At 64.3% G+C, this 26,737-nt stretch carries 23 protein-coding genes and 1 pseudogene; 14 read left to right on the top strand and 10 right to left on the bottom strand.

Annotated elements, in window-relative coordinates:
- Positions 1-311 precede the first annotated feature (311 nt).
- From MTX23_RS20960 to MTX23_RS20940, 5 genes are all read left to right on the top strand, one after another.
- Positions 312-1,565: an ABC transporter substrate-binding protein gene (locus tag MTX23_RS20960; protein ID WP_280972101.1), complete on the top strand. Its 1,254-nt coding sequence runs from the start codon at positions 312-314 to the stop codon at positions 1,563-1,565.
- A 298-nt stretch (positions 1,566-1,863) separates the two neighbouring features.
- On the top strand, positions 1,864-2,727 hold the full coding sequence (locus tag MTX23_RS20955; protein ID WP_280972100.1) for a branched-chain amino acid ABC transporter permease: 864 nt from the start codon (positions 1,864-1,866) through the stop codon (positions 2,725-2,727).
- On the top strand, positions 2,727-3,710 hold the full coding sequence (locus MTX23_RS20950) for a branched-chain amino acid ABC transporter permease (RefSeq protein ID WP_280972099.1): 984 nt from the start codon (positions 2,727-2,729) through the stop codon (positions 3,708-3,710). The genes MTX23_RS20955 and MTX23_RS20950 overlap by 1 nt, the downstream gene beginning before the upstream one ends.
- Positions 3,700-4,470, top strand: coding sequence for an ABC transporter ATP-binding protein (locus tag MTX23_RS20945; protein ID WP_280972098.1), 771 nt, complete (start codon positions 3,700-3,702; stop codon positions 4,468-4,470). Before MTX23_RS20950 ends, MTX23_RS20945 begins: the two co-directional genes overlap by 11 nt.
- Positions 4,467-5,183 (top strand): ABC transporter ATP-binding protein, encoded by a 717-nt coding sequence (locus MTX23_RS20940; RefSeq protein ID WP_280972097.1) that lies wholly within the window; start codon positions 4,467-4,469, stop codon positions 5,181-5,183. The genes MTX23_RS20945 and MTX23_RS20940 overlap by 4 nt, the downstream gene beginning before the upstream one ends.
- Positions 5,184-5,388: 205 nt before the next feature.
- Here MTX23_RS20940 and MTX23_RS20935 read toward each other — a convergent pair whose 3' ends face one another.
- The 3 genes from MTX23_RS20935 to MTX23_RS20925 all read right to left on the bottom strand — a co-directional run bounded on the left by MTX23_RS20935 (position 5,389) and on the right by MTX23_RS20925 (position 10,308).
- Positions 5,389-5,898, bottom strand: a complete 510-nt coding sequence (locus MTX23_RS20935) for an invasion associated locus B family protein (RefSeq protein ID WP_280972096.1) — start codon at positions 5,896-5,898, stop codon at positions 5,389-5,391.
- A 97-nt stretch (positions 5,899-5,995) separates the two neighbouring features.
- Positions 5,996-9,142, bottom strand: a complete 3,147-nt coding sequence (locus tag MTX23_RS20930; protein ID WP_280972095.1) for a multidrug efflux RND transporter permease subunit — start codon at positions 9,140-9,142, stop codon at positions 5,996-5,998.
- On the bottom strand, positions 9,139-10,308 hold the full coding sequence (locus tag MTX23_RS20925) for an efflux RND transporter periplasmic adaptor subunit (protein WP_280972094.1): 1,170 nt from the start codon (positions 10,306-10,308) through the stop codon (positions 9,139-9,141). Before MTX23_RS20925 ends, MTX23_RS20930 begins: the two co-directional genes overlap by 4 nt.
- Positions 10,309-10,516: 208 nt before the next feature.
- Here MTX23_RS20925 and MTX23_RS20920 point away from each other — a divergent pair, with 208 nt between their 5' ends.
- From MTX23_RS20920 to MTX23_RS20890, 7 genes are all read left to right on the top strand, one after another.
- Positions 10,517-10,978 carry a MarR family transcriptional regulator gene (locus MTX23_RS20920; RefSeq protein WP_280972093.1) on the top strand — a complete coding sequence of 154 codons (462 nt, stop codon included), beginning with the start codon at positions 10,517-10,519 and terminating at the stop codon, positions 10,976-10,978.
- 116 nt (positions 10,979-11,094) lie between these two features.
- Positions 11,095-11,334 (top strand): hypothetical protein, encoded by a 240-nt coding sequence (locus MTX23_RS20915; protein ID WP_280972092.1) that lies wholly within the window; start codon positions 11,095-11,097, stop codon positions 11,332-11,334.
- Between the two features lie 255 nt (positions 11,335-11,589).
- The gene (locus MTX23_RS20910; RefSeq protein ID WP_280972091.1) at positions 11,590-14,169 is read left to right on the top strand and encodes a TonB-dependent receptor; all 2,580 of its coding nucleotides are present in this window, start codon (positions 11,590-11,592) and stop codon (positions 14,167-14,169) included.
- Positions 14,170-14,190: 21 nt separating this feature from the next.
- A complete protein-coding gene (locus MTX23_RS20905; protein WP_280972090.1) occupies positions 14,191-14,880 on the top strand; it encodes a Fe2+-dependent dioxygenase in 690 nt (229 codons plus the stop codon).
- A 14-nt stretch (positions 14,881-14,894) separates the two neighbouring features.
- Entirely contained in the window at positions 14,895-15,932 is a 1,038-nt protein-coding gene (exbB, locus tag MTX23_RS20900) for a tonB-system energizer ExbB (protein ID WP_280972089.1), read from the top strand.
- Positions 15,933-15,935: 3 nt separating this feature from the next.
- A complete protein-coding gene (gene exbD / locus MTX23_RS20895; protein WP_280972088.1) occupies positions 15,936-16,403 on the top strand; it encodes a TonB system transport protein ExbD in 468 nt (155 codons plus the stop codon).
- Positions 16,404-16,419: 16 nt separating this feature from the next.
- Positions 16,420-17,208: an energy transducer TonB gene (locus tag MTX23_RS20890; protein ID WP_280972087.1), complete on the top strand. Its 789-nt coding sequence runs from the start codon at positions 16,420-16,422 to the stop codon at positions 17,206-17,208.
- Positions 17,209-17,462: 254 nt separating this feature from the next.
- Here the strand turns inward: MTX23_RS20890 and MTX23_RS20885 are convergent.
- The 4 genes and pseudogenes from MTX23_RS20885 to MTX23_RS20870 all read right to left on the bottom strand — a co-directional run bounded on the left by MTX23_RS20885 (position 17,463) and on the right by MTX23_RS20870 (position 21,223).
- Positions 17,463-18,683 (bottom strand): annotated as a pseudogene (locus MTX23_RS20885) (ABC transporter substrate-binding protein).
- A gap of 386 nt (positions 18,684-19,069) precedes the next feature.
- Entirely contained in the window at positions 19,070-19,480 is a 411-nt protein-coding gene (locus tag MTX23_RS20880) for a hypothetical protein (protein ID WP_280978132.1), read from the bottom strand.
- Between the two features lie 51 nt (positions 19,481-19,531).
- A complete protein-coding gene (locus MTX23_RS20875) occupies positions 19,532-20,212 on the bottom strand; it encodes a site-2 protease family protein (protein ID WP_280972086.1) in 681 nt (226 codons plus the stop codon).
- A 96-nt stretch (positions 20,213-20,308) separates the two neighbouring features.
- Positions 20,309-21,223, bottom strand: a complete 915-nt coding sequence (locus MTX23_RS20870) for a DMT family transporter (RefSeq protein ID WP_280972085.1) — start codon at positions 21,221-21,223, stop codon at positions 20,309-20,311.
- Between the two features lie 93 nt (positions 21,224-21,316).
- Here MTX23_RS20870 and MTX23_RS20865 point away from each other — a divergent pair, with 93 nt between their 5' ends.
- Positions 21,317-22,186: a LysR substrate-binding domain-containing protein gene (locus tag MTX23_RS20865; protein WP_280972084.1), complete on the top strand. Its 870-nt coding sequence runs from the start codon at positions 21,317-21,319 to the stop codon at positions 22,184-22,186.
- A gap of 65 nt (positions 22,187-22,251) precedes the next feature.
- Positions 22,252-23,012, top strand: a protein-coding gene (locus MTX23_RS20860) for an IS5 family transposase (protein WP_280972083.1) whose coding sequence is annotated in 2 segments (ribosomal slippage) — positions 22,252-22,585 and positions 22,585-23,012 — 762 coding nt in all. Because the reading frame shifts where the segments join, the coding sequence is not laid out codon by codon here.
- Positions 23,013-23,021: 9 nt separating this feature from the next.
- On the opposite strand, the gene MTX23_RS20855 is transcribed toward MTX23_RS20860, so the two are convergent.
- From MTX23_RS20855 to MTX23_RS20845, 3 genes are all read right to left on the bottom strand, one after another.
- Positions 23,022-23,768, bottom strand: coding sequence for an SDR family NAD(P)-dependent oxidoreductase (locus tag MTX23_RS20855; protein ID WP_280972082.1), 747 nt, complete (start codon positions 23,766-23,768; stop codon positions 23,022-23,024).
- A gap of 86 nt (positions 23,769-23,854) precedes the next feature.
- The gene (locus MTX23_RS20850; RefSeq protein WP_280972081.1) at positions 23,855-24,589 is read right to left on the bottom strand and encodes an SDR family oxidoreductase; all 735 of its coding nucleotides are present in this window, start codon (positions 24,587-24,589) and stop codon (positions 23,855-23,857) included.
- A gap of 132 nt (positions 24,590-24,721) precedes the next feature.
- Complete coding sequence (locus tag MTX23_RS20845) at positions 24,722-26,560, bottom strand: IlvD/Edd family dehydratase (protein WP_280972080.1); 1,839 nt, start codon at positions 26,558-26,560, stop codon at positions 24,722-24,724.
- Positions 26,561-26,737 lie beyond the last annotated feature (177 nt).

The following is a 26,737-nucleotide window of genomic DNA, read 5'->3' as shown; positions in this document are numbered from 1 at the left end:
GGCGCCGCCGCCGGTCCCGGTGCCCGCAGCGAAATGGTCGAGATACCGTGTGTCGCGCGGCGACGGCTCCACGCGCTCATTGCGCGTGGAGCCGGGCAAGATCTTCACGCGCCACACGCGCGAGGATCGCCGCTGCACATTCCGGTCGCAGCGACTTTAGTCGCAGGCGTTGGCTGTCGGCGACGCCTTAACTTGCCGGCTCATGGGGCCCGTGCGATGCTGGCACACCAAGAAAAAACAAAGAGGGAGGCGGTGGCAGTTTGCCCGAACGTTTCCCGCCAACACGGCCACGGGATCTCGGAGACGTTCAAATGAGATTGTCGAAACTTGTCGGGCCGCTTGCCGCGGCCGCGATCGCGATGGGTCTGGTTTCCGGCGCGATGGCGCAGCAGAAGACCGTCAAGATCGGCGCGGTGTTTCCCTTAAGTGGCAATGCTGCCAGCGCCGGCGTGCACGCCAAGGCCGCGATCGAGGTCGCGCTCGACATTATCAACAATGCGCATCCCGAGCTCGGCAATTTCCCGCTCGCCAAGAATGCCGGGCTCGCCGGCCTCGGCGGCGCCAAGCTCGAGGTGGTGTTCGCCGACAACCAGGGCAGCCCCGCGACCGGGCAGAACCAGGCTCTGCGGCTGATCACCGAAGAGAAGGTGGTGGCGCTTACCGGCGCCTACCAGTCCGGCATCACGCTGACGACAAGTGCAATCGCCGAGAAGTACGGCATTCCCTTCGTCAACGGCGAGTCGGTTGCGTCCAACCTGACCGAGCGCGGCTTCAAATGGTTCTTCCGCACCACGCCAATCGCGACCGATTTCGCCCAGGTCTATTACGACTTCTTCACCGAGATGAAGGCCTCCGGCGCCAAGACCGACACCATCGCGGTGGTGCATGACACCACCGAGTATGGCGTCTCGGTCGCCAACACCCTCGCCGCGACCTTCAAGGAGAAGGGGCATCCGATCGCGCAGGACGTCGCCTACACCACCAACGCGACCGACGTGCAGAGCCAGGTGTTGCAGCTCAAGGACAAGAAGCCCGACATCGTCATCATGATCTCCTACACGTCGGATGCGATCCTGTTCGCCAAGACCATGCAGGCGCTCGACTACAAGCCGCCGATGCTGCTCGCCGACGACTCCGGCTATTCCGATCCATCCTTCATCAAGGCGGTCGGCAAGATCTCGCAAGGCGTGTTCAACCGATCGTCCTGGAGCGCCGGCCCTGCCGGCTCGCCGACCGCGATCATCGCCAAGCTCTACAAGGAGAAGAGCGGCGACGAGATGGACGACACCGCGGCGCGCGAGATGCAGGCCTTCTTCGTGCTGGCCGATGCAATCGATCATGCGGGCTCGACGGAGCCCGCCAAGATCCAGGCCGCGCTGAAGGCGACCGACCTGAAGCCGGATCAACTGATGATCGGCTACAAGGGGGTCAAGTTCGACGACAAGGGCCAGAACATCCTGGCCTCCGGCCTGATCATCCAGTTGCAGGACGGCGAGAATTACGTCGCGGTGTTCCCGAAGGCGAATGCCGTGAAGCCGCCGGTCATGCCCTTCAAGGGCTGGTGATAATGTGGAGGGTGGGGCGCAGGCCTCCGCCTTGATCGTCTGCCGTCAATCGCGATGGCTTAAGGAAGCGGCACGCTTGAGCATAACGAAGCCCACCCAAATCGGTGCCGCACTGCGAGTGCGCACCTCTCCCATTGGGAGAGGTCGATTTGCGCGAGCAAATCGGGTGAGGGGTTTCGCTCTGTCGATGGATATGATCCCCTCACCCGGCGCTGCGCGCCGACCTCTCCCGATGGGAGAGGCGGTCGAAGCGCTGGCGGCCAGGATCATTCAACCGCTAGACATCGCACGCTGACCCATGTCCATTGTTCTTGTTCAGGTGATCGTGGGTGGCCTCCTGCTCGGGGCCGTCTATGCGCTGTTCTCCTCCGGCCTGACGCTGGTGTGGGGCATGATGAACGTGGTCAATTTCGCCCACGGCGATTTCGTCATGCTCGGCATGTACGTCGCCTATGTGGTCTACACGCTGCTCGGCGGCGGCCCGCTGGTCGGCGCGCCGCTGGCGACGCTGCTGCTCGCCACGCTCGGCATCGCCGTCTATTTCGGCCTGATCCGCGACGTCATGAAGGGGCCGATGCTGGCGCAGATCCTCGGCACGTTCGGGCTGGCGCTGCTGCTGCGCTATTCCGTATTCTGGTGGTTCGGCGCCAACTTCCTGTCGCTGCCGGGAGATCTCGTCGGCGGCACATTCGATGTCCTCGGCATCCGCATCGAGGCCTCGCGGCTGCTCGCCGGCGTCGTCGCGCTGTTGGTGACGCTCGGGCTGCATCTGCTGTTGACGCGCACGACGCTCGGTTCGCGGATGCTCGCGGTCGCCGAGGATTCGACGGCGGCGCAGTTGATGGGCATTCGTCCCGATAGCATGCAGGCAATCGCCTGGGCGATCGCGGCGGGCGCCACCGGGCTTGCTGGCGCGCTGATCGCGACCTTTTTCTATGTCGTGCCGACCGTCGGCGAGACGCTCGGCATCGTCGCCTTCGTCACGGTTTCGCTAGGCGGCTTCGGCAGCGTGCCGGGAGCGTTGATCGCGGGTCTTTTGATCGGCGTGATCGAGTCGCTGTCCGGCTATCTGATCGGCGCCGTCTACAAGGACATGGTGGTCTACGCCCTGTTCCTCGGCTTCCTCTGGTTCAGGCCGCAGGGCTTGATGGGCAAGACGTGATGCGGCGCACCTTCTGGCTCGCAATAGCGATCGTGCTGGTCGTGGCTTACCCCTGGGTGTTCTCCACGCCCTTCCAGCAGCGTCTCGGCGCGCTGGTCCTGCTCTATGCGATTGCGGCGTCGGCCTGGAACATCATCGGCGGCTACGCCGGCCAGGTCTCGGTCGGGCACGCGGTGTTTTTCGGCTGCGGCGCCTATGCCGCGATGGGGGCCTATGCGCATTATGCGCTGTCGCCGCTGGTCGGAATCCCCGTCGGGCTGGTCGCCAGCGTCGCGATCGCGGCCGTGATCGGTGCGCCGACGCTGCGGCTGTCGGGGCATTATTTCAGCATGGCGACGATCGCGGTCGCCGAGCTTGCCCGGCTGATCGTCACCAACACCGACTATCTCGGCGCCGCCGTCGGCCTGAGCGGCCCGACGGTGCCGCGCAACGTGTTCGATCTCTCCTTCATCTCGGCATTGCCGTACTACTATCTCTTCCTCGCCGTCCTCGCGATCACGCTCCTGATCACCTGGTGGATGGCGAGCAGCCGGATGGGATTCTATCTCCGCGCGGTCAAGGACTCCGAGCGTGCAGCGCGCTCGCTTGGCGCACCGGCAAGCCGCGTCAAGCTGTACGCCTACATGCTGAGCGCGGGGCTGACCAGCGTCGCCGGCGCGCTCTACGCGATGATGTTCGGCTTCGTCGATCCGGACTCCGGGCTCGGCCTGCTGATCTCGGTGAAGATCCTGATCATGGCTGCGCTCGGCGGCGCGGGGCTCCTGTTCGGGCCGCTGGTCGGCGCGGCGATCCTGGTGCCGCTGGAGGAGATCTCCAACAGCCTGCTCGGCGGCAAGGGCGCCGGCCTGACCTTCGTCGTCTACGGCGCGATCATCGTGCTGATCGCGCGTTTCCAGCCCGGCGGCATCTTGGCGCTGGTCAACCGCCTGCGAGCCAGGAAGGCGAAGGACGATTCCGCGAAGGGGGTCACCAATGCTCCTTGAAGCGCGCGACATCACCAAGGCGTTCGGCAGCTTCAAGGCCGTGGATGCGGCGAGCGTCACGCTCGAGCAGGGCGACATCCTCGGCCTGATCGGCCCGAACGGCGCCGGAAAATCCACCTTCTTCAACTGCCTGACCGGAGACCTCGCACTGACCTCCGGCAACGTGTTCCTCGAAGGTCACGACATCACCAGCATGCCGCCGGAGGCAAGGGCGCGGCTCGGGCTCGCGCGCACCTTCCAGGTGCCGCAGACCTTCGAGGGCATGACGGTGCTCGAGAACGTCATGATCGGCGCCTTCTTGCGCTCCAGCCATCGCGCCGAGGCCGAGTCCAGGGCGCGCGCCGTGCTTGCGCGGGTCGGCATGGAGCGGCTCGCCGATGCGCCGGCGCGCTCGCTCGGCACGCCGGGCCGCAAGCGGCTCGAGATCGCGCGTGCGCTCGCGACCGAACCCAGGATCCTGCTGCTCGACGAGGCCATGGCCGGGCTGACCCAGCGCGAGGTGCAGCTTGCGATCGACCTCGTCCGCGACATCCATCGCTCCGGCATCACGCTCGTGATCGTCGAGCACATCATGGAAGTGATCATGTCGCTGGCGAGCCGCGTCATGGTGTTTCATCAGGGCAGGGAGATCGCTCGCGGCACGCCGCAGCAGGTCACTTCCGATCCTTCGGTCATTGCGGCCTATCTCGGCACCCGCGCCGCCGCCAAGGTGGCGGCCGGCCACACCCCGATCGAGCTGATGGGTGGGCCAACGACATGACCGGACCGCTGCTGAAGATCGAGCATCTGGAGGTCCGCTACGGCGATCTGATCGGCGTGTCCGATGTCTCGCTCGAGGTGCCGGCGGGCAGCGTCGTCGCGCTGCTCGGCTCCAATGGCGGCGGCAAGACCACGACGCTGAACGCGATCGCGGGCCTGATTCCCGTGCATTCCGGAACGATCAGCTTTGCCGGGGAACAGCTTGCGGGGCAAAGCGCGTTCGCGATCGTGCGCAAGGGGCTCGCACTGTCACCGGAGGGCTGGCGGCTGTTCGTGCAGCAGAGCGTCGAGAACAATCTCTTGCTTGGTGCTACCCCGCTGCGCGACAAGAGCCGCATCAGGAGGCTGCTGGAACGCGTCTACGACATCTTTCCGCGACTGAAGGAGCGCCGCGTCCAGCGCGCCGGCACCATGTCCGGCGGCGAGCGGCAGATGCTCGCGGTCGGCCGCGCGCTGATGAGCGATCCAAAGCTCCTGATGCTGGACGAGCCGTCGCTGGGGCTGGCGCCCGCGGTGGTCGAATCCATGTACGAGACGTTCGGTCGCCTGCACCGCGAGGGGCTGACCATCTTGCTCGCCGAACAATCGATCGAGCTCGCGCTTGAAGTCTCCGACTTCGCGACCGTGCTCCAGGTCGGCAAGAGCGTGCTGTCGGGAACCGCGGCGGCGCTCGCTGACGATCCGCAGGTGCAGAAGGTGTACCTCGGCACGTAGGCGATCATCGTAGGATGGGCAGGGCGCAGCGAAACCCATCACCTTCACGCGGCACGATTGATGGGTATCATCGCTTCGCTTCACCCATCCCACGAATGGCGAGCTACGTCTCCGCTCTCAGCAACAGGCAATCGGCCAGCCGAATTCAACGGCAAGCTTCCGCAGGTGACGGTCGTGATGCATGACGACCGGGAGCTCGTTGTCGCTACTTGATCTTGTCGTACACCGCCGCGAAGTCGGTTAGCGACATCGGGATGGTGATCGTTTCCTTGGCGAGATTCTGGAACGAGACTTTCAGCTGCTTGCCCGATCTCAGAGCATTCAGGATGTCGGCGGCGATCGGGGTGTTGACGTAGCAGCCGCGCGCCTCGCAGGCCTGGATCGCCACGTCGGCGGTCTTGCCATCGTCGATCTGCAGCCTGGCGCCAACCGGAAGGTTGAGCCCGAGCGGCAGCTGGATCAGCGCGACAGGTGTGCGGGTGTCGCCCGGCACGCGAATATTGACCAGCACGACGAGCTGGCCGGTCTTGCTGAGCACGGCCGTCTGCTCCATCGCGCATTCGAGCGGAGCGTCGCGGCTTGCGCTGGTGCAGCGTGCGACCCAGCCGGGATTGTTCGCAGGGGCGGCGTCGGCATGTGGCGCGGCGGGAGCAGGGGCTGGCGCATTCTTGCCCTTGGGAGCCTCGGCGTGGCCGAGGCCGGCCAAGCCGAACACGGTAAACTAGACCAACAGCGACTTTGCGACAATCTTCACGGCACCGGCTCCGAAATGAACGTCTTTCCGGATGTGCCGGGAGGAGTGCAAAGTCAAGTCACTCGGCCGCCTCCTTGACCGATCCATCCCTGCCGTCGTGGGCGTCGTCGCCTGGCCGCTGCGAGCGGCCCCAGTTCGCGAAGGCATTGGAGAGCCGGTCGAGATAGAGATAGACCACGGGCGTCGTGAACAGCGTCAGCGCCTGGCTGACGATCAGACCGCCGACCATGGCGTAGCCGAGCGGCTGGCGGATTTCCGAGCCGGTACCGGTGCCAAGCATCAGCGGCACGCCGCCGAGCAGTGCGGCCATCGTCGTCATCATGATCGGGCGGAAGCGGAGCAGGGCGGCCTGGCGGATCGCCGCCGCCGGCTCCATGTGCTCGTCGCGTTCGGCGGCGATCGCGAAGTCGACCATCATGATGCCGTTCTTCTTCACGATGCCGATCAGCAGGATGATGCCGATCAGCGCGATCAGGCTGAAGTCGAAGCCGGCCGCCATCAGGATCGCCAGCGCGCCGACGCCTGCGGACGGCAGTGTCGACAGAATGGTGATCGGGTGGATGTAGCTCTCGTAGAGAATGCCGAGGATCAGGTAGACCACCACGAGCGCGGCGAGGATCAACAGCGGCACGGTCGACAGCGATTGCTGGAACGCCTGCGCCGTACCCTGGAAGCTCGAGCTCAAGGTCGGCGGCGCGCCGAGTTCGACCATCGCCCTCTGCACCGCCTGCGTCGCCTGGCCGAGCGCCACGCCCTGGGCCAGGTTGAACGAGATGGTGATTGCCGGGAACTGGCCCTGGTGGCTGATCGAGAGCGGCCGGACCGGCACGCTGGTCCATTTCGCGAAGGTCGACAGCGGCACCTGGTCGCCGGTCAACGGCGACTTGACGTAGATCTTGTTCAGCGTGTCGATCGCGCCCTGCAACTCCGGCAGCACCTCGAGGATGACGTGGTAGCTGTTAAGCTGGGTGAAGTATTGCGTCACCTGGCGCTGGCCGAAGGCGTCGTAGAGCGTGTCGTCGATCAGCTGCGGCTGGATGCCGTAGCGCGAGGCGGTGTCGCGGTTGATCTGTAGCTCGAGCGTGGTGCCTTTGGTCTGCTGGTCGGTCGCAACGTCGCGCAGCTCGGGCAACGTCTGCATCTTGGCCAGGATCTTGGGCGCCCATTCGTTCAGCTCGGTCAGATTGGCGTCCTGCAGCGTGAATTCGAACTGGGTGCGGGTCGGGCGGCCGCCGAGACGGACGTCCTGCGCCGCCTGCATGAACAGCCGGGCGCCTTCGACCTTCTCGAGCTTCGGCCGCAGGCGGGCGATGATCTGCTGGGCGTTCGCGTCACGGTCCTTCAAGGGCTTCAGCGTGATGAACAGGTTGCCGTTGTTGCCGGCGCGGCCGCTGCCGCCGATCGCCATCGCCACCGACGCCACGGCCGGATCCTGCAACACGATGTTGCCGAGCGCCTCCTGCTTGCGCTTCATGTCGGCGAAGGAGATGTCCTGGCTGGCTTCCGAAGTCGCCGTGATCAGCCCATTGTCCTGCTGCGGGAAGAAGCCCTTCGGGATGACCGCAAAAAGGTAGATCGACAGCGCCAGCGTTGCGAAGAACACCATCAACGTCGTGAACTTCCAGCGCAGTGCGACGTCGAGCCCGGCCCGGTAGGCGTTGAGCATCGCGTCGAAACCGCGCTCGCTGAGCTGGTATAACCGGCCGTGCCGCTCCTCGCTGTGGACGCGGAGGAACCGCGAGGCCATCATCGGCGTCAGGGTCAGCGACACGAACATCGAGACGAAGATCGTCATCGCCAGCACGACCGCGAATTCGCGGAACAGGCGGCCGATAATGCCGCCCATCAGCAGCAGCGGGATCAGCACCGCGACCAGCGAGACGCTGATCGAAACGATGGTGAAGCCGATCTCGCTCGACCCCTTGAAGGCGGCGGCCAATGGCCTTTCGCCGTCCTCGATGTAGCGGCTGATATTCTCCAGCATCACGATGGCGTCGTCGACCACGAAGCCGACCGCGATCGTCAGAGCCATCAGCGACAGGTTGTCGAGCGTGTAGCCGAAAATCCACATCAGCGCGCAGGCGCCGAGCAGGGCGAGCGGCACGGTCACCGCGGGGATCACGGTTGCCCAGAAGCTGCGCAGGAAGAGGAAGATCACCATCACGACCAGGAAAATGGTCAGGAGCAGGGTGAACTGGACGTCCTCGACCGCGGCGCGGATCGTCGTGGTGCGGTCGCTGATGACGTCGATCTTGATCGCCGGCGGGATCGCCGCGACCAGGCGTGGCAGCGCCTCCTTGATCTTGTCGACGGTGTCGATGACGTTGGCGCCCGGCTGCTTGAAGATGACGAGGAACACGCCGCGCTTGCCGTTCGCCCAGGCGGCCTGCTTGGCGTCTTCGGGACCGTCAATCGCCTGACCAATATCTCGGATCCGCAGCGGTCCGCCGTTGCGGTAAGCGATGATGACGTCGTTCCAGGGGTCTGCCTTGAGCAACTGGTCGTTGGCGTAGATGGTGTAGGCGCGACTGTCGCCGTCGATGTTGCCCTTGGGGCTGTCGACAGTCGCGCTCGCGATCGCGGTGCGGACGTCTTCCAGCGACAGGCCCTTCGCGACCAGCTTGGCCGGATCGATCTGGACGCGGACCGACGGCTTCTGCTGCCCGCCGATGATGACCTGCGCGACGCCGGAGATCTGGCTGATCTGCTGGGCCAGCTGCGCGTCGACGGCGTCGCTGACCCGGATCAGCGGCAGCGTGTCCGAGGTGGCCGACAGCAGCATGATCGGCGCGTCCGCAGGGTTCACCTTGCGGTAGGTCGGCGGCGAGGGCAGGCTCTTGGGCAACTGGCCGCTTGCCGCGTTGATCGCGCCCTGCACGTCATTGGCCGCGCCATCGATGCTGCGGTTGAGGTCGAACTGGATCGTAACCGACGCGGTACCCAGATAGCTCGTCGAGGTCATCTGGGCGATGCCCGGGATCTGGGCGAACTGGCGCTCCAGCGGCTGGGCGACCGAGGTCGCCATGGTCTCAGGACTGGCGCCCGGCAGGCTCGCGGTGATCTGGATGGTCGGGAAGTCGACCTGCGGCAGCGGCGCCACCGGCAGCAGTGGATAGGCGACGAGACCGACGAAGAGGATGCCGGCCATCAGCAGCGAGGTGCCGATGGGGTAGCGAATGAATGGTGCGGAAATTCCGTCGTTCATTCGTCTTTAACCTTCGACTGAGTCTGGTCCGAGCTCGCCACCGCCGTCGTCACCACGGTTCCCGGTGAGACCTTGTACTGGCCTGCGACGATCACCTGCTGGCCCGGCGACAGACCCTCGTCGATCACCGACTTGCCGTCGATCGATTGGCTGACCTTGATCTTGCGGAGCTCGGCCTTGTTGTCCTGATTCACCGAAAACGCATAAAGGCCGTCAGTGCCGTGTTGCACTGCGTCATCTGGGACGACGGTCGCATCTTTCAAGGTTCGGACCAGCAGCCGGGTCGAGACTGACTGGCCCGGCCACAGCGCATGGTCCTTGTTGTCGAACACCGCCTTCAGCCGGATCGTCCCGCTGGTGGTGTCGACCTGGTTGTTGATCAGCGCCAGGGTTCCCGTCGACAAGACCCGCTTGCCGTCGGTCGACAGCGCGATGGTCTTCGGCGGCGCCACGGCCAGCGCGGCCTTGATGTCAGGGAGCTGGTCTTCGGGGGCGGTGAAAATCACGGCAATCGGCTCGATCTGGGTGATCGACACGATCGCAGTCTGGGCCGCAGCGTTGACGATGTTGCCGACATCGACCAGTCGCAGGCCCACGATCCCGTCGATCGGGGACTTCACCGTTGCGTAATCGACCTGCGTCTGCGCGTTGAAGATGGCGGCGTCATCGGCGGCGATCTGGGCGGTCAGCTGCGCCACCGTGGAACGCTGCGTGTCGGTCTGCTGGCGCGTGGCGAATTCGCCGAGCCTGGTGTAGCGCTGCAGGTCCAGATTGGCATTGGCGAGGTTGGCCTCGTCCTGCGCCTTCTTGGCCTTGGCCTGGTCAAGTGCTGCCTGATACGGTCGCGGATCGATCTCGACCAGCGTGTCGCCCGCCTTGACGAACTGGCCTTCCTTGAAGTGGATATTGGTGATCTGGCCGTCGATCCGGGTGCGGACCTGAACAGTGTTGAAGGCTTGCACAGTGCCGAGGCCGGTCAGATAGACCGGGAAATCGGCTTTCTCGACCGGCGCGACCTTGACCGGGACCGCCGGGCGCGTGGCGGCGCGCTTCTGCGCGGCCTCTGCCGCCAGCCTGTTGCCCTGGTATTTCTGCCAGCCAAAATAGCCCGCAGCGCCAATCGCGGCGATCAGTAAAACCCAACGAATTGTGCGTGACTTGGACATGTTGGCTCTTGGTTTGGGACGGCCAATCTTGAGTTGGACCAACAATCTTGGGTGGGACCAACAATAAAGGGTCATGGAAACGGTTCACAGAGCTTGCGGATATAATATGCGTGCACTTAATGTGTAAACACACTACGATTTGAGAATCCTAAACATTTGGAAAGGTTTAGGTCAGAAACAAACGGAAACGTCCCGGCTGGGAAGCGCCATGTCGTCCGATATCAAACGTCAATTTATTGCACAGCTTGTCGAGAGTTCGCGACTGCTACGCAACTACATCGATCACCGCGCCAAGGCGCGCGGCACCACCCGTGCGCAATGGATCGTGCTCTTCCGCCTGCGCGAGCAGGAGGGACTGTCCCAGGTCGATCTTGCCGACGTGCTCGAGTTGCAGCCGATCTCGCTGGTACGGCTGCTCGATCGCCTCGTCGAGCATGGCCTGCTCGAACGGCGGCCAGATCCGAGGGATCGTCGTGCCAATCGCTTGTTCCTGACCAAGCGCGGACGTCAGCTCGTGGATGATCTCGACAGTCTGCGCGACGCGATCGCAAGCGACGTGCTGCGCGACGTGTCGAACGCGCATGTCGAAAGCGGACTAGCCACGCTCCGCTCGGTCAAGGACCGTATCAAGGCTCTCGGCGAGGCGCCCGAGAGCATCGCCGCGAAATAGCCGCGGCGCAGCATTCGTCGAACAACTCGTTTGCATCGATCCATGCGCCTGGTTGAAACGCCGGGCGATGTCGTTCATATCGCGCGCGTCGATACTGCGAGACGGGGAGGGCCGTGATGGATGAATTGAACGGGCGCATGATGGCTTGTCAGATCCTGATCACGGGATTGATCGCGCGCGTCGCCAACGAGCAGCGTGATCCCCTGCGCTTCCTCACCGACTTCCGCGACGAGATCAAAGCCGTCGTCAACGGCGTCAACATCGCCGGCATGGACAACACCGATCGGGTGCGGCAGGTCGCGCAACGCACCGTCGATGAGCTGTTTTCGCTGATGAAGCCGCCAAGCACCGATTGATTGCTGCGCGCCGTCCGGTGCCAGCGACACTTTCGGCCGAAGAGTATCTTCGTACTTTTTAGAACGAATATTAGAACGCTTAGAATCTAGATTTAGAACGATTTCAGACTACAGATTAGAATCGCTTTGAATTGGGGCGATTCAAGCGCGTTGTTGCAGCGATCGCATTGACCCGAAAATTCACGCTCAGTAACCGAAAGAGAAAGTTCGTAGCAGTTCGGTCTCGCGATGAACTTGATTTTCGGGGCGTATGGAATGAGCAATGCAAAGGCGCCAAGGTCGCTGCGTTTCGATGCGGGGATTGGCTCGGCCGACGATAATGCGAGTTATTCGGGTACGAAGGTTTCCGCGGTCGCGGGCCTGATCGCGGTGGCATCATTTTCGGGTGCCGAAGCGCAGCAGGCCAACCTCCCGCCGGTTACGGTCGATGCGCCGGTCGCTCGCCCGCGTCCCGCTACATCCAAGCCTACACCGGACCAGGTCCGCGCCCGCACCGCGCTGCGCCGCGCCGCGCGCCGCAACCAGCAGGCGCAAGTTGCGCCGGTGCCGTTCCCGAATGCCGGCAGCCTTGCCGCCGACCGCAACCCCTACGCGGATGCAGCCGCGCCCTACAAGGTCGACCACCTGCAGGCGTCGGGCAAGTTTCCCGAGCCGATCCTGAACACGCCGAAGTCGGTGACGGTGCTGTCCAAGGAAGTGCTGGAGGACAAGAACGCCACCACGCTGAAGCAGGCCATCCTGAGCACGGCCGGCGTGACGCTCGGCACGGGCGAGGGCGGCAATGCGTTCGGCGACCGCTTCTTCATCCGCGGCTTCGACGCGCGCAACGACATTTTCATCGACGGCGTGCGCGATCCCGGCGTCAGCGTCCGCGAGAACTTCTTCACCGAGCAGGTCGAAATCCTGCGTGGCCCCGGCTCGTCCTTTGCCGGTCGCGGCACCACCGGCGGTGCGATCAACATCGTGACCAAGCAGGCCACTGCGGAGAAGAGCTTCTACAACATGGACACCACGTTTGGCACCGATCAGACCAAGCGTGTGACGCTCGACGTCAACCAGGCGATCAGCCCGACATTCGCGGTACGCGCCGGCGGCCTGTTCCAGGACGCCAACGTCGCCGGCCGCGACTACGTCACCGACGACCGTAACGGTGCGTTCGTCGCCACCAAGTGGACGCCGGTCGACGCGGTCAAGGTCACCGCGGACTACGTGCACACCTACCTGCACGGCATCCCGGATTTCGGCGTGCCGTATTACCGGCCGGGATCGCCGGCGCCGAGAAACATCTTCACCAGCACTGCAGGCGGTCCGTTCCCGGATTTCGGTTCGCCCCGCAACAATTTCTACGGCCTGGTCAATCGCGACTTTTTCAAGGTCCGGCAGGACATCGGTACGGTCAACACCGAAGTCCAGGTGACGCCCGACCTCGTGCTTAGCGACAAGATCAGGGCATCGCGCTCGCTCAACGACTACATCGGCACCCTCGCCGAATCGCCGGTCGTCACGAACCCGCTCTCGGCTTCGACGATCACGATGAATCCGCAGAGCCGCCATCAGGTCACCGATGTGCTCGCCAACCAGAGCGAGGCGACCTACAAGTTCGATACCGGCGGCTTCAGACATACCGCGGTGGGCGGCGTCGAGATCTCGCGCGAGACCTCGTATATCGACAAGTATACCGGGCTAAGTTCGGAATTGACGACCGGTACGCCGTTCACGGGCAGCGGATCGATCCCCGGCGTCAGTGTGTTCGCCCCGCAATACACCAATACGCCGTTCACCACGACGCCGACGCTTGCGGGCCTGCCGACCAATCTCTCGGTCGACACCAAGAGCGTCTATCTGCTCGACAGCGTCAATTACCACGACTTCGCGATCCTCAACGGCGGCATCCGCTACGACGACTACAACATCAGCACCAGCGGGTACGGCACTGTCAGCGGCGCGACGAGGTTCGGTGCGCAGAGCGCGGAGTTCGGCCTGCCGAACTTCAACCTCGGCCTGACGCTGAAGCCCGCGCCGAATGGCAGTGTCTACGCCGCCTACGCGACATCGTCGAATCCGATTGGCGCCGAATTCGACGGCACCAGCACGGCCTATGGCGGCCTTGCTCCTGTGATCAACGGCAATTCGAACCAGATCTTCGGGCCGGAAAAGAACAAGGCGATCGAAGTCGGCACCAAGTGGGAGCTGTTCGACCGTCATCTGCTGGTGACGGCAGCGCTGTTCCAGACCGAAAAGGAGAATGCGCGCGAGGCACAGAACATTACGCCGACGACCGGCACCGCGACATGTCCTTATCCAGTCACCAATCCGCCGACGACCGGCACCGTCTCCTGCATCACGGCTGGCGCTGCCTACCGCATCCGCGGCATCGATCTTGGCGTCGGCGGCAAGATCACCGATAAATGGAGCGTGTTCGGCGGCCTCGTGCTGATGCAGTCCGAGGTGACGAAGTCGCTGGCGCCGTCGCCGCAGCCGCTGCTCTATCCGACCAATGTCGGGCGGCCGCTTGCCAACGTGGCGCACCAGTCGTTCAGCGTGCTCTCGAAATACCAGCTCACCGACATGTGGGAGATCGGCGGGCAGGCGGTCTATCGCTCTAAGGTCTATGGCGGCACGCTGCTCGCGGCGAACCAGGGTACCTCGATCCCGAGCTACTGGCGCTTCGACGCCTTTGCGGAAGCGAAGGTCGACAAGCACTGGACCGTGAAGCTGTTCGTCAACAACATCTTCGACAAGCGTTACTACGATGCGCTCTACCAGAGCGCGACACCCTTCGTGCTGGAAGCGCCGGGACGCGCCGCGTATCTGGTTGTTTCAGCGCGTTACTGAGGGAGGTTTCAAAGCGTCGCGATGCTGGTCTGTGTTCCCAATGTTCTGAGTAAAGCCGATGTGGCGGACTTCCGCCGCATCATGGATGCCAGCGATTGGGAAGACGGCCGCTCGACGGCCGGAGCAGCCTCCGCGCTGGTGAAGCGCAACGAGCAGCTGCCGCCCGACAGCGAGGTCGCGCGGCAGCTCGGCAACCGCATCCTGACCGCGCTGTCGGCGAGCCCGCGCTTCATCTCGGCGGCGATCCCGCTTAGAATCTTTCCACCCTTGTTCAATCGGTACGCCGCAAGCGATAGGCACCATTTCGGCCTGCACGTCGACAATGCGGTGCGCGGCGACCGATTCACCGGCATACGGATCCGCACCGACCTGTCGGTCACGTTGTTTTTATCTGAGCCGGAAGATTACGATGGCGGCGAGCTCGTCATCGAAGACCTTTACGGCTCGCATGAAATCAAGTTGCCGGCAGGCGATCTGGTACTTTATCCTGCGTCCAGCTTGCATCTGGTCACGCCGGTCACCAGGGGGACGCGGCTTGCGTCTTTTTTCTGGTTGCAGAGCATGGTACGGGATGCGCACGCGCGCAGCCTGATCTTTGATCTCGATACGGCAATACAGGCCCTGGTGGAACGGCTGGGGCGCGACGACCCTGAAACGGTCAAATTGACCGGCATTTATCACAACCTGATCCGCCACTGGGCTGAAGTGTAACTATGAAAACATCCATGTTCCGCGCTGCATCCGCCATGGTCGCCTCGCTGGCGATGCTGATGCTGGCTGCCCCGGCCTCGGCGCAGCAGCAGACGGCGCCTGCCGCGCAAGCTGCGCCGGCGGCCAAGCCTCAGGCGGCACCGGTGGCCCAGCCCCAGCCGGTACCGGCGGCCCAGCAGCCCACGCCGGTGGCCCAGCCGGCCCCGGCCGTGCCGCAAGCGCAGGCCGCCCCGGCTCCGGTCGCAACCACCCCGGCGCAGACGTCCGGACCGTCCGCGACCGATGCGCCATCGGCTGCGCCTGCGGGGGGCGAGAGCAGGCCGCTGAAGACGACCGCCACCGGTCTGCACGAATTGTCGCCGTGGACCATGTTCCTGAATGCCGACATCATCGTGAAGGCGGTGATGGTCGGCCTGGCCTTCGCCTCGCTGGTCACCTGGACGGTGTTCATCGCCAAGATGATCGAGCTGACCGTGGCCCAGAGCAAGCTGCGCGGCGCGCTCGCGAAGATCGGTGAATCGCGCTCGCTGGCGGAAGCGCAGTTCGCGCTCGGCGCTAAGGGCAATGTGCTGTCATCCTTCATCGCGGCCGCGATGCGCGAGGGACGGCTGTCTGCCGGGATCTCCAGCGACAGCGGCGTCAAGGAACGCGCCGCGTCGAGCTTCTCCGAGATCGTCCGCGCCGAGGCCCGTCGCATCCGGCTCGGGATGGGCCTGCTCGCAACCATCGGTGCGACGTCGCCCTTCGTCGGCCTGTTCGGCACGGTCTGGGGCATCATGAACAGCTTCATCGGCATTTCGAAGTCGCAGACCACCAACCTCGCGGTGGTGGCGCCGGGCATCGCGGAGGCGCTGCTTGCCACCGCGATCGGTCTGGTCGCAGCGATTCCCGCGGTCATCATCTACAACCACTTCTCGCGCGTGACGAAGAGCTACCTCGAGCTGGTCAACCGCGCCTCGGGCGCCGCGGCACGGCTGCTGTCGCGCGATCTCGACCGCACCCATGGCAGCCTTCCGCAGGGTTCGCACGCGCGCGCCGCGGCGGCGGAGTAGGCGATGGCTTTCTCGGTCGCAGAGAACGATACTGACGACGATTTCGCGGAATCGCACGAGATCAATGTCACGCCGTTCATCGACGTGATGCTGGTGCTCCTGATCATCTTCATGGTGGCGGCGCCGCTCTCGACCGTCGACCTGCCGATCGACTTGCCGACCTCGACCGCGTCGCCGACCAAGAAGCCGGACAAGCCGACCTATGTCAGCATCAAGCCGGACCTCTCGCTCGCGATCGGCGAGACCTTCGTCAAGCGGGTCGATCTGGTGAGTGCGCTCGATGCCATACCAGACATGAGCAAGGACAAGTACATTTTCGTGCGCGCCGATCGGGCGGTCCCCTATGGCGAACTGATGGACGTGCTGGAATTCCTGCGCAAGGGCGGTTATTCCAAGATCAAGCTGGTCGCGCTGGAAGGGGTTCCGGATGCGGCGGCGCAGCAGGGTGCGCCGACGACACAGAACCCATGACGAAGGCCTGACGCCGATGTCCGATCTCGAACAGAAGCCGTCCCGGACGCTGTGGGTGTCGGCCGCGGTGATCGCCCTGGTGCTGCATGTCGGCGGCGCCGCGCTTGCGCTCACCAATCTGCATGGGGAGGAGCCGGAGGACGTCTCCGGCGTGTCGGCCATCGAGGTCGGGGTCGAGTTGGCGGCGCCAAATCGCGAGGTCACCGATTTGCCGGCCGGTCCGGATGCGGATGCGTCCGTGGCTTCGCCGCAGGTCAACGAGCAAAAGGCCGAGGTCAAGGAAACCGACCTGCCGAAGGACACGCCGAACGAGATTGAAGATGCCGATCGGGTGGTGACCGAGAACGACAACAAGAAGCCGACCGAAGAAGAGCAGAAGGTCGCCGCCGTCCAGACCGCGGCATCGCAGGAGTCGGTCGCTGCCGAGGCCACCGCGATGCCGACCGTGGAAGCCGCGCCCGAAGCGCCGCGCTCGGTTGCGCCGGTCATCGGCAATGGCAACGCCCTGCGGCGCGCGCGTGAGACCTGGCAGAAGCGGCTGATGGCGCATCTCGACAAGCACAAGAAGTACCCCGCTGGTGGCGCGCTGAAGTCGGCCGAGATCTATGTCAGCTTCACCCTTGACCGGCTCGGGCATGTGCTCGACATGGCGATCGAGAAGGGGTCGGGTGATGCGGCGTTCGATCAGGCTGCGCTTGCGATGATCAAGCGCTCCGATCCCGTCCCCGCACCGCCACCGCTGGTCGCCGACGAAGGCCTGAAGTTCACGCTCCCGGTGGTCTTCCGCGTCAAAGGCAAGGGCTGACGCATCTACGGTCGTTGGAATACGAGGCCGCTCCGCACCGTGACTGAGCGTATCGCCGCAATCGTCGCGTGATCCAGTGGCGCGCGCCGCAGCCCTCATATGTTCTTTTCCGCAAGGGCTGCTCTATCACCGCGGCGACGAACGCCGCAGATAGAGATTGTTCGGGATCAGGGCGCCGCCGGTGATGCACGCCTTATGTTGCGGAGACGACGGATGGCGCTTTTCCCATCCGCCGTACGCGTCGCGCGAACCAATCAGTTCTTCTTCACCAGCGGGCAGGCGCTCTTGTCCAGCGGCAGGAAGGCTTCATCGGCAGGAATGGTCGCGACCAGCTTGTAATAGTCCCACGGATACTTCGACTCCGACGGCTTCTTCACCTCGAACAGGTAGACGGGATGGATCTTGCGGCCGTCGGCGCGGATCGAGCCCTTGCCGAACAGCGGATCGTCGGTCGGCAGCTCCTTCATCTTGGCGACGACAGCGCGGCCGTCGTGCGGATTGCCGCCCAGCGCCTCCAGCGCCTTGAAGTAATGGATCAGCGATGCGTAGACGCCGGCCTGCACCATGGTCGGCGGATTCTTCTTGAAGCGCTCCATGAAGCGCTTGGAGAAGGCGCGGGTCTGGTCGTTCATGTCCCAGTAGAAGCTTTCCGTGAAGTTCAGGCCCTGCGCGACGTTGAGGCCGAGCGAGTGCACGTCGGTGATGAACATCAGCATGCCTGCAAGCTTCTGGCCGCCCGAGACGATGCCGAATTCAGCCGCCTGCTTGATCGCGTTGGTGGTGTCGCCGCCGGCATTGGCAAGGCCGATGACCTTGGCCTTCGAACTCTGCGCCTGCAGCAGGAACGAGGAGAAGTCGGCGGTATTGAGCGGATGCTTGACGCTGCCGAGCACCTTGCCGCCGCCCGCGGTGACGGCCGCCGTCGTGTCGCGCTCCAGCGCCTAGCCGAACGCATAGTCCGCGGTGATGAAGAACCAGCTGTCGCCGCCGGATTTCACCAGCGCCTTGCCGGTGCCGTTGGCAAGCATATAGGTGTCGTAGGGCCAGTGCACCGTATTGGGCGTACACTGCGAGCCGGTGAGACCGGAGGAGCCCGAGCCGGAGTTCAAATTGACGACATTCTTCTCCTTGGAGAGGTTGGCGATGGCGAGCCCGACGTTGGAGGCTGCGAGGTCGACGAACACGTCGACCTTCTCGACGTCGATCCACTGTTTGCCGATGTTGACGGCGACGTCGGGCTTGTTCTGGTGATCGGCCGAGATCAGGTCGATCTTCCAGCCCTTTGCCAGCAGCCCGGAATCCTCGATCGCCATCTGCGCCGCCACTGTCGAGCCCGGTCCGCCGATATCCTGGTAGAGCCCGGACTGATCGCCGAGGGCGCCCACCTTGACGACCTTGTCCATGGTCCGGGCCAGCGCGCTGCCGCTGATCACCAGACTCGTGGTCACGACAAGGGCTGCAATGGATCGCTTCATCTATCCTCCAGTATGATTTTGTTTTTTGAGTTCCTCATTATGCCCGGCCGCGATGGCGCCGCCTAGGCGTGCGACACAATCGGCCGCGCGCGATATTCCACGGCGCGGCGAATTAGCCGGGTCGATGGCTCGACGCTGTGCTTCTGCAGTCAGCGGCGCCTCGCATGAACGCGATCGGCTCGCTGTCCACGACCAGGGCGCGCAGGATCGACAACGCCATTGCGTCGTCTGATGAGAACAAACGGCCGATCACCGTCTGCCGCGGGAGCCGCGCGCCTTTGACGCAAATGTGGGGCAGGTTACAGCGCTATCGGTCGAGCGCTTTCACGCGAAGCGGATACCGGTTCGCGTGAGGAAACCGAGCCAAACCGAAATAGCTCGTGGTGCTAGCGCCAGTAATAGCGGATCGCGACGTAGACCACGACCAGACAGCAGAAGATCAGCGCGACCGGTAGCGGACGCTGGGCGTTCGGGCCGGATGCGCCGGGCCTCGGCTTGGCGGGCAGGCGGCGGAAGGCGGTGACGTTTCCGCTGTCGGAGACCGGCTCGCGCGAGCGGGCGGGAACCTCAGGCGCTGCGCCGGCCCCGCCCATCTCGGCATAATAGGTCCGGTACATTAGCTGGATGGTGGCTTCGCTCGCCTTGGCGTCGTCCATCTGTTCCAGCAGCTTCTTGTAGCAGGCCAGGAAATTTTGCGCCTCCGGGGGCAGGGCGGACGTGCCGTTCAGCTTGGCCATCATCTTCCAGGTTGCAAAGTCGGCGCGCGCACGCGTATCGGCGCGTCGTGCAATCAGCATATCGGCGGCTTTGATCACCATGGCCTCGAAGCGTTCCTGCCTGAAATCAAGTTATGTGTTCCCGGTTATAAGGAGAAGGGCCTGGATTACATAGCCGGTCAGTGTTCGCAGTATCGTGGAAATAACATCAAGATTTAGGCCGAGGCGGGCGCCGATCATGGGCAGCAGGATCAGGAGCCCGATCAGGATCAGTATGCCAAACGGCTCCAGTCGCGACAGCGGGATCGCCAGCGGGCGCGGCAGCAACCCGACTGCGACCCGGCCGCCATCCAGCGGCGGAATCGGCATCATGTTGAAGATCGCAAGCACGATGTTGATCAGGAACGCGTTTTTCAGGTTGTCTGCGGTCCATTGCGCCGCGTTCGCCGGCACGAAAGGGAGGGCGTGGAATGCCAGCGCGGCCGCGGTCGCAAGGATGATGTTGGTCATGGGGCCTGCCAGCGCCACCCACACCATGTCGAGCTTCGGGTGGTTGAGCTTGCGGAAGTTCACCGGCACCGGCTTGGCGTAGCCGAACAGGAACGGCGAATGCGCCATGAGCAGCACGGCCGGCAAGATCAGCGTGCCGAACGGGTCGATGTGCTTCAGCGGGTTGAAGGTGACGCGGCCGAGCTGCCAGGCGGTGTTGTCGCCGAGCTGGTGCGCGACGAATCCGTGCGCGGCCTCGTGGAAGGTGATGGCGATGACCAGCGGCAGCACCCAGACCGAGACGCTATAAAGGGAGATGTTCAAATGCGCGCCGCCTTGGTTCGCGAGGGATCCAACCATCAGGCTAGCACGATTTGCTAACGTCTGTGCTGGCCGACGCGGCGGCGGTTCCGGGCTCCGTCAACGCGCATCCGGCGCGACGGCGGCTGCATCCGCCTTCCTCGCGCGCGGCTGGGTGGTGGCGATCCAGATGCCGGCGAAGACGGTCACGATCCCGGCCACCACGTTCCAGCGCAGCGGTTCGCCGAGGAATGCGGCGCCGACCAGCGAGGCAGCGATTGGATTGACGGTGACCGATATTGCGACGCGGGTCGGAGTTGTCCGCTCCAGCGCGAAGGACCAGAGGTAGAAGGTCAGGGCGGCGCCGAAGGCACCGAGATAGATCACGCCGAACCATTGCGGTGCGCCGAAATCCGCAATCGGTGCGAAGCTGCCGCGCACCAGCGAGGCCGTGATGAGGAAGGCGCCGCCGGCCGTCATCGCCAGCGTGGTGAAGGGAATCGGACCGGAGCGGCGGATGAAGGGTTTTGACCAGATGCTGTAGAGCGCCATGCAAAGCGCAGCCGCGACCATCAGAAGGTCGCCGCGCCAGGCGCCGGGCGGCGCCGTGGCAAGCCCGGAGAGCAGGGCGAGCGCGACCCCGAGGATCGTGACCAGGACGCCGGTGGTCTTCCGTGCGGTGAGCGGCTCGCTGCCGAGCGCAGCGCCGACCACCATCGTCAGCAGCGGGAGCGTGGAGAGCGCAAGCGCTCCGCGTGCCGCCGTGGTGAAGATCAGCGATGCGTTGAACAGGATCGGAAACACCGCGAAGAACAACAGGCCGAGGCCGGCAACCCCAGGCCAGTCACGCCGCGGCGGCCACGCCCGGAGCTGCAGCAATGTCAGCGGCAGCAACAGCAGAACGCCGATGCCGAACCGGAACGAACCGATCGCCAGCGGATCGATCGAGCCAACCAGAAATCGCGTCGCCCCGATCGAGGTGCCGCCGAGCGCACTCGACAGCACAGCCGCCAACACTCCCCAAGCCTCGCCCATCCCATTCGATCCTTCTGTTTTGCTTGCGTAATCTACGGAAGGGACGATAATCAGAAAATCGAATATATCTGATAGAATGAATCACGGTTTGTTATGAGTGCTCCGGTTCTGGACCCGGATCTGCTGCGGGCCTTCGTCGCGGTGGCGGACCATCGGTCGTTCACCCGCGCGGCCTCCGCGCTGAACCGGACGCAATCAGCCATCAGCATGCAGGTGAAGCGGCTGGAGGAACGGCTGCAGGCGGAGCTGTTTCACCGCACCACGTCCAATGTCGACCTGAGCGCAGCCGGCGAGGGACTGCTTGGCTACGCAAGGCGCATTCTCAGCCTGAACGACGAAGCGGTCGGCCGGGTGCGCGCGCACGGAATGGACGGGCGCGTTCGCCTCGGGGTGATGGACGACTATGGGACACTGATCGTCCCGCCGCTGCTCGCGGGCTTTGTCGCCAACTATCCGCTGATCCATGTTGAGATGGAAACCGGCCTGACATCGTCAATGACCGACCGGCTCGGGGAAGCCTACGACCTCGTCATCGCCATGCATCCGGAAGGCCGCGGCGAGGGCGAGTTACTGAGAACCGAGCAGGCGGTCTGGGCCGCGAGCGCGGAGCATCGCGTCGAGCAGCGCGAGCCGCTCCCGGTCGCGCTTTATCCGCAGGGCTGTCTGTTCCGGAGCTGGGCGATGCAGGCGCTCGACGACGCGCATCGGCCGTGGCGGCTCGCTTTTGTCAGCCACAGCCTGGCCGCGGTCGAGGCCATCGCGGCGCAGGGCCTCGCGGTGACCGTGGTCAAGTCGGGTACGTTTCCGCCGACGCTGCGACGGCTGACCACGCGCGACGGCCTGCCGCCTCTGCCGCGGGCGGAGATCCGCCTGCATCGCGCGGCGAACCTGTCGCGCGCCGCGTCACTGCTGGCCGATTATCTCGCCGCGGCCCTGCGGCAGCCGGCGAGGCGGGGGAGCTAGGGTCTGTACCTAATTAGCGATTTCTGATTCCCTCGCGTTGGATTGATTCGGCACGGGGGAGTTAGGTGCGCAAGGGGCTGTTCTGGCTGAACGACAAGCAGTGGGCTCAGATTAAGCCGCATCTGCCAACGAACCAGACTGGCCCGGCGCGCGATGACGATCGACGCATTATCAGCGGTATCATTCACATGCTTCAGTGCGGCGCACGCTGGCGCGATTGTCCGCCCGACTATGGTCCTTACACGACGATCTACAATCGCTTTAATCGCTGGGCCAAGCGCGGACATTGGCAGGCGATCTTTGAAGCGCTCGCCCGCTGCGGAAAGGATGGCGTGACTTTGTCCATCGATTCCACCTCGATCAAAGCGCATCGCTCGGCGAGCGGCGGAAAAGGGGGGAGCATGAACAGGCGATCGGCTCCTCGCGCGGCGGGCGGACCACGAAAATCCACGCGCTGAGCGACCCTGATTGCAGACCTTGCGCATTTCATCTCACTCCAGGCCAGGACGCAGATATTGCCGCCGCGCCGGCCCTTTTGGAACTCGCGCCACCCATGTCTGCCCTCATCGGCGACAAAGGATACGACGGCGACGGCTTTCGCGCCGAAATCGTCGATCGTGGTGCCAAGCCCGTCATTCCAAACAAATCCAACAGGGTCATCCTCCACAGCTTCAACAAACGCGCCTATAAGGGACGCAACGTCATCGAGCGCTGTTTCTGCCGCCTCAAGGACTTCAGGCGTGTCGCAACTCGCTACGACAAACTTGCCAGAAACTTCTTGGCTGCCGTGCACCTCGCCGCCATCGTCGCCTATTGGATCAATTGAGTCTGAACCCTAGTAGGTCGCGCGGCCGCCGGAGATGTCGAACACCGCGCCGGTCGAGAAGGCGCAGTCTTCGGAGGCCAGCCACGCCACCATCGAGGCGAGCTCCTCGACCAGCACGAAGCGGCCCTTCGGGATCTTCGACAGCATGAAGTCGATGTGCTGCTGGGTCATCTGGTCGAAGATCGCGGTTTTCGCCGCGGCCGGCGTCACCGCATTGACCAGGATGTCGTGCTGCGCGAGCTCCTTGCCAAGCGACTTGGTCAGCGCGATCAGGCCGGCCTTCGACGACGAATAATGCGCGGCGTTCGGGTTGCCTTCCTTGCCGGCGATCGAGGCGATGTTGACGATGCGGCCGTATTTCTGGCCGATCATGGCCGGCACGACCGACTTGCAGCAGATGAAGGGACCGTCGAGATTGATGCGCAGCACCTTGCGCCATTCGTCGAGGTCGGTTTCCCACACCGGCTTGTTGACGCCGGCAATGCCGGCATTGTTGACGAGGATGTCGATCCTGCCGAACGCCTTCAGCGTTGCGTCGCGCGCGGCGTCGACGGCGGCGGGATCGGTGACGTCGGTCTTGATCGCGATCACGCTGTCGCCGATCGCTTTCGCGGTCTTCTCGGCCAGCGGTTGGTCGAAATCCCAGATCGCGACCTTGGCGCCGGACGTGACAAAGCGCTCGGTGATCGCGCGGCCGAAGCCTTGCGCGCCTCCGGTGACGACGGCGCAGCGGCCGTTGAGATCGATCTTGTTCATCGGTTGGATCCTTTGACGTTTGCCTCAGTGCAGCGGCGCTGGAAATCAGCTCCCTCGCCCCGCTCTTCGCGGGGAGAGGTTGGAAACTAAAGCGTCCAACCGCCGTCGATCACATGTGCGACGCCGGTGGTGAACGAGCTCTCGTCGCTGGCGAGATACACCGCGAGCGCGGCGATCTCGTCGGCGGTGCCGAGCCGGCCCATCGGCTGACGCGCGACGAACATCTCAAGGCCATTCGGGCCGGCGGTGGCCGCGCGCTGCAGCATCGAAGGCGTCTCGATGGTGCCGGGGCAGATGCAGTTGCAGCGGATGCCTCCGGTGATGAAATCGGCCGCGACCGACCGCGTCAGCGCTGCCACCGCGGCCTTGGTCGCGCTGTAGACATAGCGGTTCGGCGCCGCCTTCACCGCGCCCGCGGCGGAGGCGATGTTGACGATGGCGCCGCCGCCTTGCGCCAGCATGCCGGGCAGGAAGGCGCGGGTGGTGCGGTGCATCGACTTGACGTTGAGGTCGAAGGAGAAGTCCCAGTCCGCGTCCGAGCAGTCGAGCGCGGTGCCGTGATGCACGAAGCCCGCGGCATTGAGCAGGATGTCGGTCCGGCCGGCTCGTTTGGCCATCGCCTCCACCGCCGCCGTGTCGCGCACGTCGAGCTTCGCCACCTCTGCGACGCCATCCTTCTTGAGTTGGGCGAGCTTGTCCTCGTCGATATCGGTCGCGAACACGGTTGCGCCCTCGCGGGCAAAGGCCAGCGCGCAGGCGCGGCCGATGCCGACGGCCGCCGCCGTCACGAATGCGCGTTTGCCCTTCAGGCGGTCTGACATGCAAGTCTCCTCGAAGTCTTATTGATTGGATTTGTTGCCGCCGTCATTGCGAGGAGCGAAGCGACGAAGCAATCCATGCTGCCGCGATGGAGAAACAGATTGCTTCGCTGCGCTCGCAATGACGATGCGGAGCTAGTGATTATCCCGCGCGACGCCGACCTTGCCGGCGATGTCGTGGTAGCGCGTCGCGAGCTCGAGGCAGGCGCCGGTCGCGTGCTGGCCGACGGTCTGCCGGTAAAGCTCCTGCCACGGCGTCTGGTTCGCCGGATGGGGGAAGCCGCCCTTGGCCTTCAGTTCGGCACGGCGCGTCCGCAGCTCATCCTCTGATATCAGGATGTTGGCGCTGCCCTTGTTGAGGTCGATGCGGACCTTGTCACCGGTCCTGAGGATCGCCAACCCGCCGTCGGCAGCTGCTTCCGGGGAGGCGTTGAGGATCGAGGGCGAGCCCGAGGTGCCGGACTGCCGGCCGTCGCCGATGCAGGGCAGGGACAGGATGCCCCGTTTGATCAGCGCCGCCGGCGGCTGCATGTTCACCACCTCGGCGCCGCCGGGATAACCGATCGGACCGGTGCCGCGGATGAACAGGACGCAGTGCTCGTCGATATCCAGCGCGGGATCCTCAATCCGCTCGTGATAATCCTCCGGGCCCTCGAACACGATGGCGCGGCCTTCGAAGGCGTTCGGGTCCTTCGGGTTGGAGAGGTAGCGTTCGCGGAACTCCTTGGAGATCACGCTGGTCTTCATGATCGCGGAATCGAACAGGTTGCCGCGCAGCACGATGAAGCCGGCGTCCTTCACGAGCGGCTTGTCGTAGCTCCAGATCACGTCGCCATCGGGAGCCGGCGCATCCTTGCAGTTCTCGCCCATGGTGCGGCCGTTGACGGTAATGGCGTTCTCATGGATGCGCTTGTGCTTCATCAATTCGCGCACCACGGAGGGCACGCCGCCGGCGCGGTGATATTCCTCGCCGAGATAGAAGCCGGCCGGCTGCATGTTCACGAGCAACGGCACGTCGTGACCGTATTTCTGCCAGTCGTCGATCGACAGCTCGACGCCGACGTGACGCGCCAGCGCGTTGATGTGGATCGGCGCGTTGGTCGAGCCGCCGATCGCGGAGTTGACCACGATGCAGTTCTCGAACGCCTGCCGCGTCAGGATGTCCGAGGGTTTCAGATCCTCCCAGACCATGTCGACGATGCGTTTTCCCGTCTCGTAGGCGATCTGGCCGCGCTCGCGATAGGGCGCCGGGATTGCCGCACAGCCCGGCAGCGAGAATCCGAGCGCTTCCGCGAGCGAGTTCATGGTCGAGGCCGTGCCCATGGTGTTGCAATGGCCGATCGACGGTGCCGAGGAGGCCACGATCTCGATGAACTGCTCATAATTGATCTCGCCCGCCGCCAGCCGCTCGCGCGCCTTCCAGACCACGGTGCCGGAGCCGGTGCGCTGGCCGTCGTGCCAGCCGTTCAGCATCGGCCCGCCTGACAGCACGATCGCGGGCAGGTTGACGGTCGCCGCTGCCATCATGCAGGCCGGCGTGGTCTTGTCGCAGCCGGTGGTCAGCACTACGCCGTCGAGCGGATAGCCGAAGAGGACCTCGACCAGGCCGAGATAGGCGAGGTTGCGGTCGAGCGCTGCTGTCGGGCGCTTGCCGGTTTCCTGGATCGGATGGGTCGGAAACTCCATCGCGATGCCGCCGGCGGCGCGGATGCCCTCGCGCACCCGATGCGCAAGCTCGAGGTGATGCCGGTTGCAGGGCGACAGGTCGTTGCCGGTCTGGGCGATGCCGATGATCGGCTTGCCCGACTGAAGTTCCTCACGCGTCAGCCCGTAATTGAGGTAGCGCTCGAGATAGAGCGCGGTCATGCCCGGATTGTGCGGATTGTTGAACCATTCCTGCGAGCGGAGTTTGCGGCCTTTGCCTTTGCCGGCCTGGCTCGCGGCGCCGTTCCCGTTGGTGTGGGGTTTTGTCATTGGTTTCTCCCGCAATGCAACTCGTATCGGCCCGTTCTAAGGGCTCTGATTTCGACGTCGCTTCTACCTTGCGCAAATTGTCGCGCATTACAAACCCGGCGATCACGAGCAGATGTGATCGCCGGCGGAATTGGACCTTAGTTGAAGAGTTTTGGTTGCGCTATCATTTTGTCATTC

Source organism: Bradyrhizobium sp. ISRA436 (genome assembly GCF_029910015.1).
Classification (GTDB): Bacteria; Pseudomonadota; Alphaproteobacteria; order Rhizobiales; family Xanthobacteraceae; genus Bradyrhizobium.
The sequence above is the reverse complement of the archived record's forward strand: the minus strand, read 5'-3'. Positions and strand labels throughout refer to the sequence as shown.

Bases quoted from the DNA above. Each gene is read 5' to 3' on its own strand.
- MTX23_RS20945 (WP_280972098.1), top strand. From the start codon at position 3,700: ATGCTCCTTGAAGCGCGCGACATCACCAAGGCGTTCGGCAGCTTCAAG.
- MTX23_RS20915 (WP_280972092.1), top strand. From the start codon at position 11,095: ATGGATGAATTGAACGGGCGCATGATGGCTTGTCAGATCCTGATCACG.
- exbD (WP_280972088.1), top strand. From the start codon at position 15,936: ATGGCTTTCTCGGTCGCAGAGAACGATACTGACGACGATTTCGCGGAA.
- MTX23_RS20880 (WP_280978132.1), bottom strand. From the start codon at position 19,480: ATGCTGATTGCACGACGCGCCGATACGCGTGCGCGCGCCGACTTTGCA.
- MTX23_RS20920 (WP_280972093.1), top strand. From the start codon at position 10,517: ATGTCGTCCGATATCAAACGTCAATTTATTGCACAGCTTGTCGAGAGT.
- MTX23_RS20870 (WP_280972085.1), bottom strand. From the start codon at position 21,223: ATGGGCGAGGCTTGGGGAGTGTTGGCGGCTGTGCTGTCGAGTGCGCTC.
- MTX23_RS20850 (WP_280972081.1), bottom strand. From the start codon at position 24,589: ATGTCAGACCGCCTGAAGGGCAAACGCGCATTCGTGACGGCGGCGGCC.
- MTX23_RS20865 (WP_280972084.1), top strand. From the start codon at position 21,317: ATGAGTGCTCCGGTTCTGGACCCGGATCTGCTGCGGGCCTTCGTCGCG.
- exbB (WP_280972089.1), top strand. From the start codon at position 14,895: ATGTTCCGCGCTGCATCCGCCATGGTCGCCTCGCTGGCGATGCTGATG.
- MTX23_RS20930 (WP_280972095.1), bottom strand. From the start codon at position 9,142: ATGAACGACGGAATTTCCGCACCATTCATTCGCTACCCCATCGGCACC.
- MTX23_RS20905 (WP_280972090.1), top strand. From the start codon at position 14,191: ATGCTGGTCTGTGTTCCCAATGTTCTGAGTAAAGCCGATGTGGCGGAC.
- MTX23_RS20940 (WP_280972097.1), top strand. From the start codon at position 4,467: ATGACCGGACCGCTGCTGAAGATCGAGCATCTGGAGGTCCGCTACGGC.
- MTX23_RS20845 (WP_280972080.1), bottom strand. From the start codon at position 26,560: ATGACAAAACCCCACACCAACGGGAACGGCGCCGCGAGCCAGGCCGGC.
- MTX23_RS20855 (WP_280972082.1), bottom strand. From the start codon at position 23,768: ATGAACAAGATCGATCTCAACGGCCGCTGCGCCGTCGTCACCGGAGGC.
- MTX23_RS20955 (WP_280972100.1), top strand. From the start codon at position 1,864: ATGTCCATTGTTCTTGTTCAGGTGATCGTGGGTGGCCTCCTGCTCGGG.
- MTX23_RS20910 (WP_280972091.1), top strand. From the start codon at position 11,590: ATGAGCAATGCAAAGGCGCCAAGGTCGCTGCGTTTCGATGCGGGGATT.
- MTX23_RS20890 (WP_280972087.1), top strand. From the start codon at position 16,420: ATGTCCGATCTCGAACAGAAGCCGTCCCGGACGCTGTGGGTGTCGGCC.
- MTX23_RS20950 (WP_280972099.1), top strand. From the start codon at position 2,727: ATGCGGCGCACCTTCTGGCTCGCAATAGCGATCGTGCTGGTCGTGGCT.
- MTX23_RS20960 (WP_280972101.1), top strand. From the start codon at position 312: ATGAGATTGTCGAAACTTGTCGGGCCGCTTGCCGCGGCCGCGATCGCG.
- MTX23_RS20925 (WP_280972094.1), bottom strand. From the start codon at position 10,308: ATGTCCAAGTCACGCACAATTCGTTGGGTTTTACTGATCGCCGCGATT.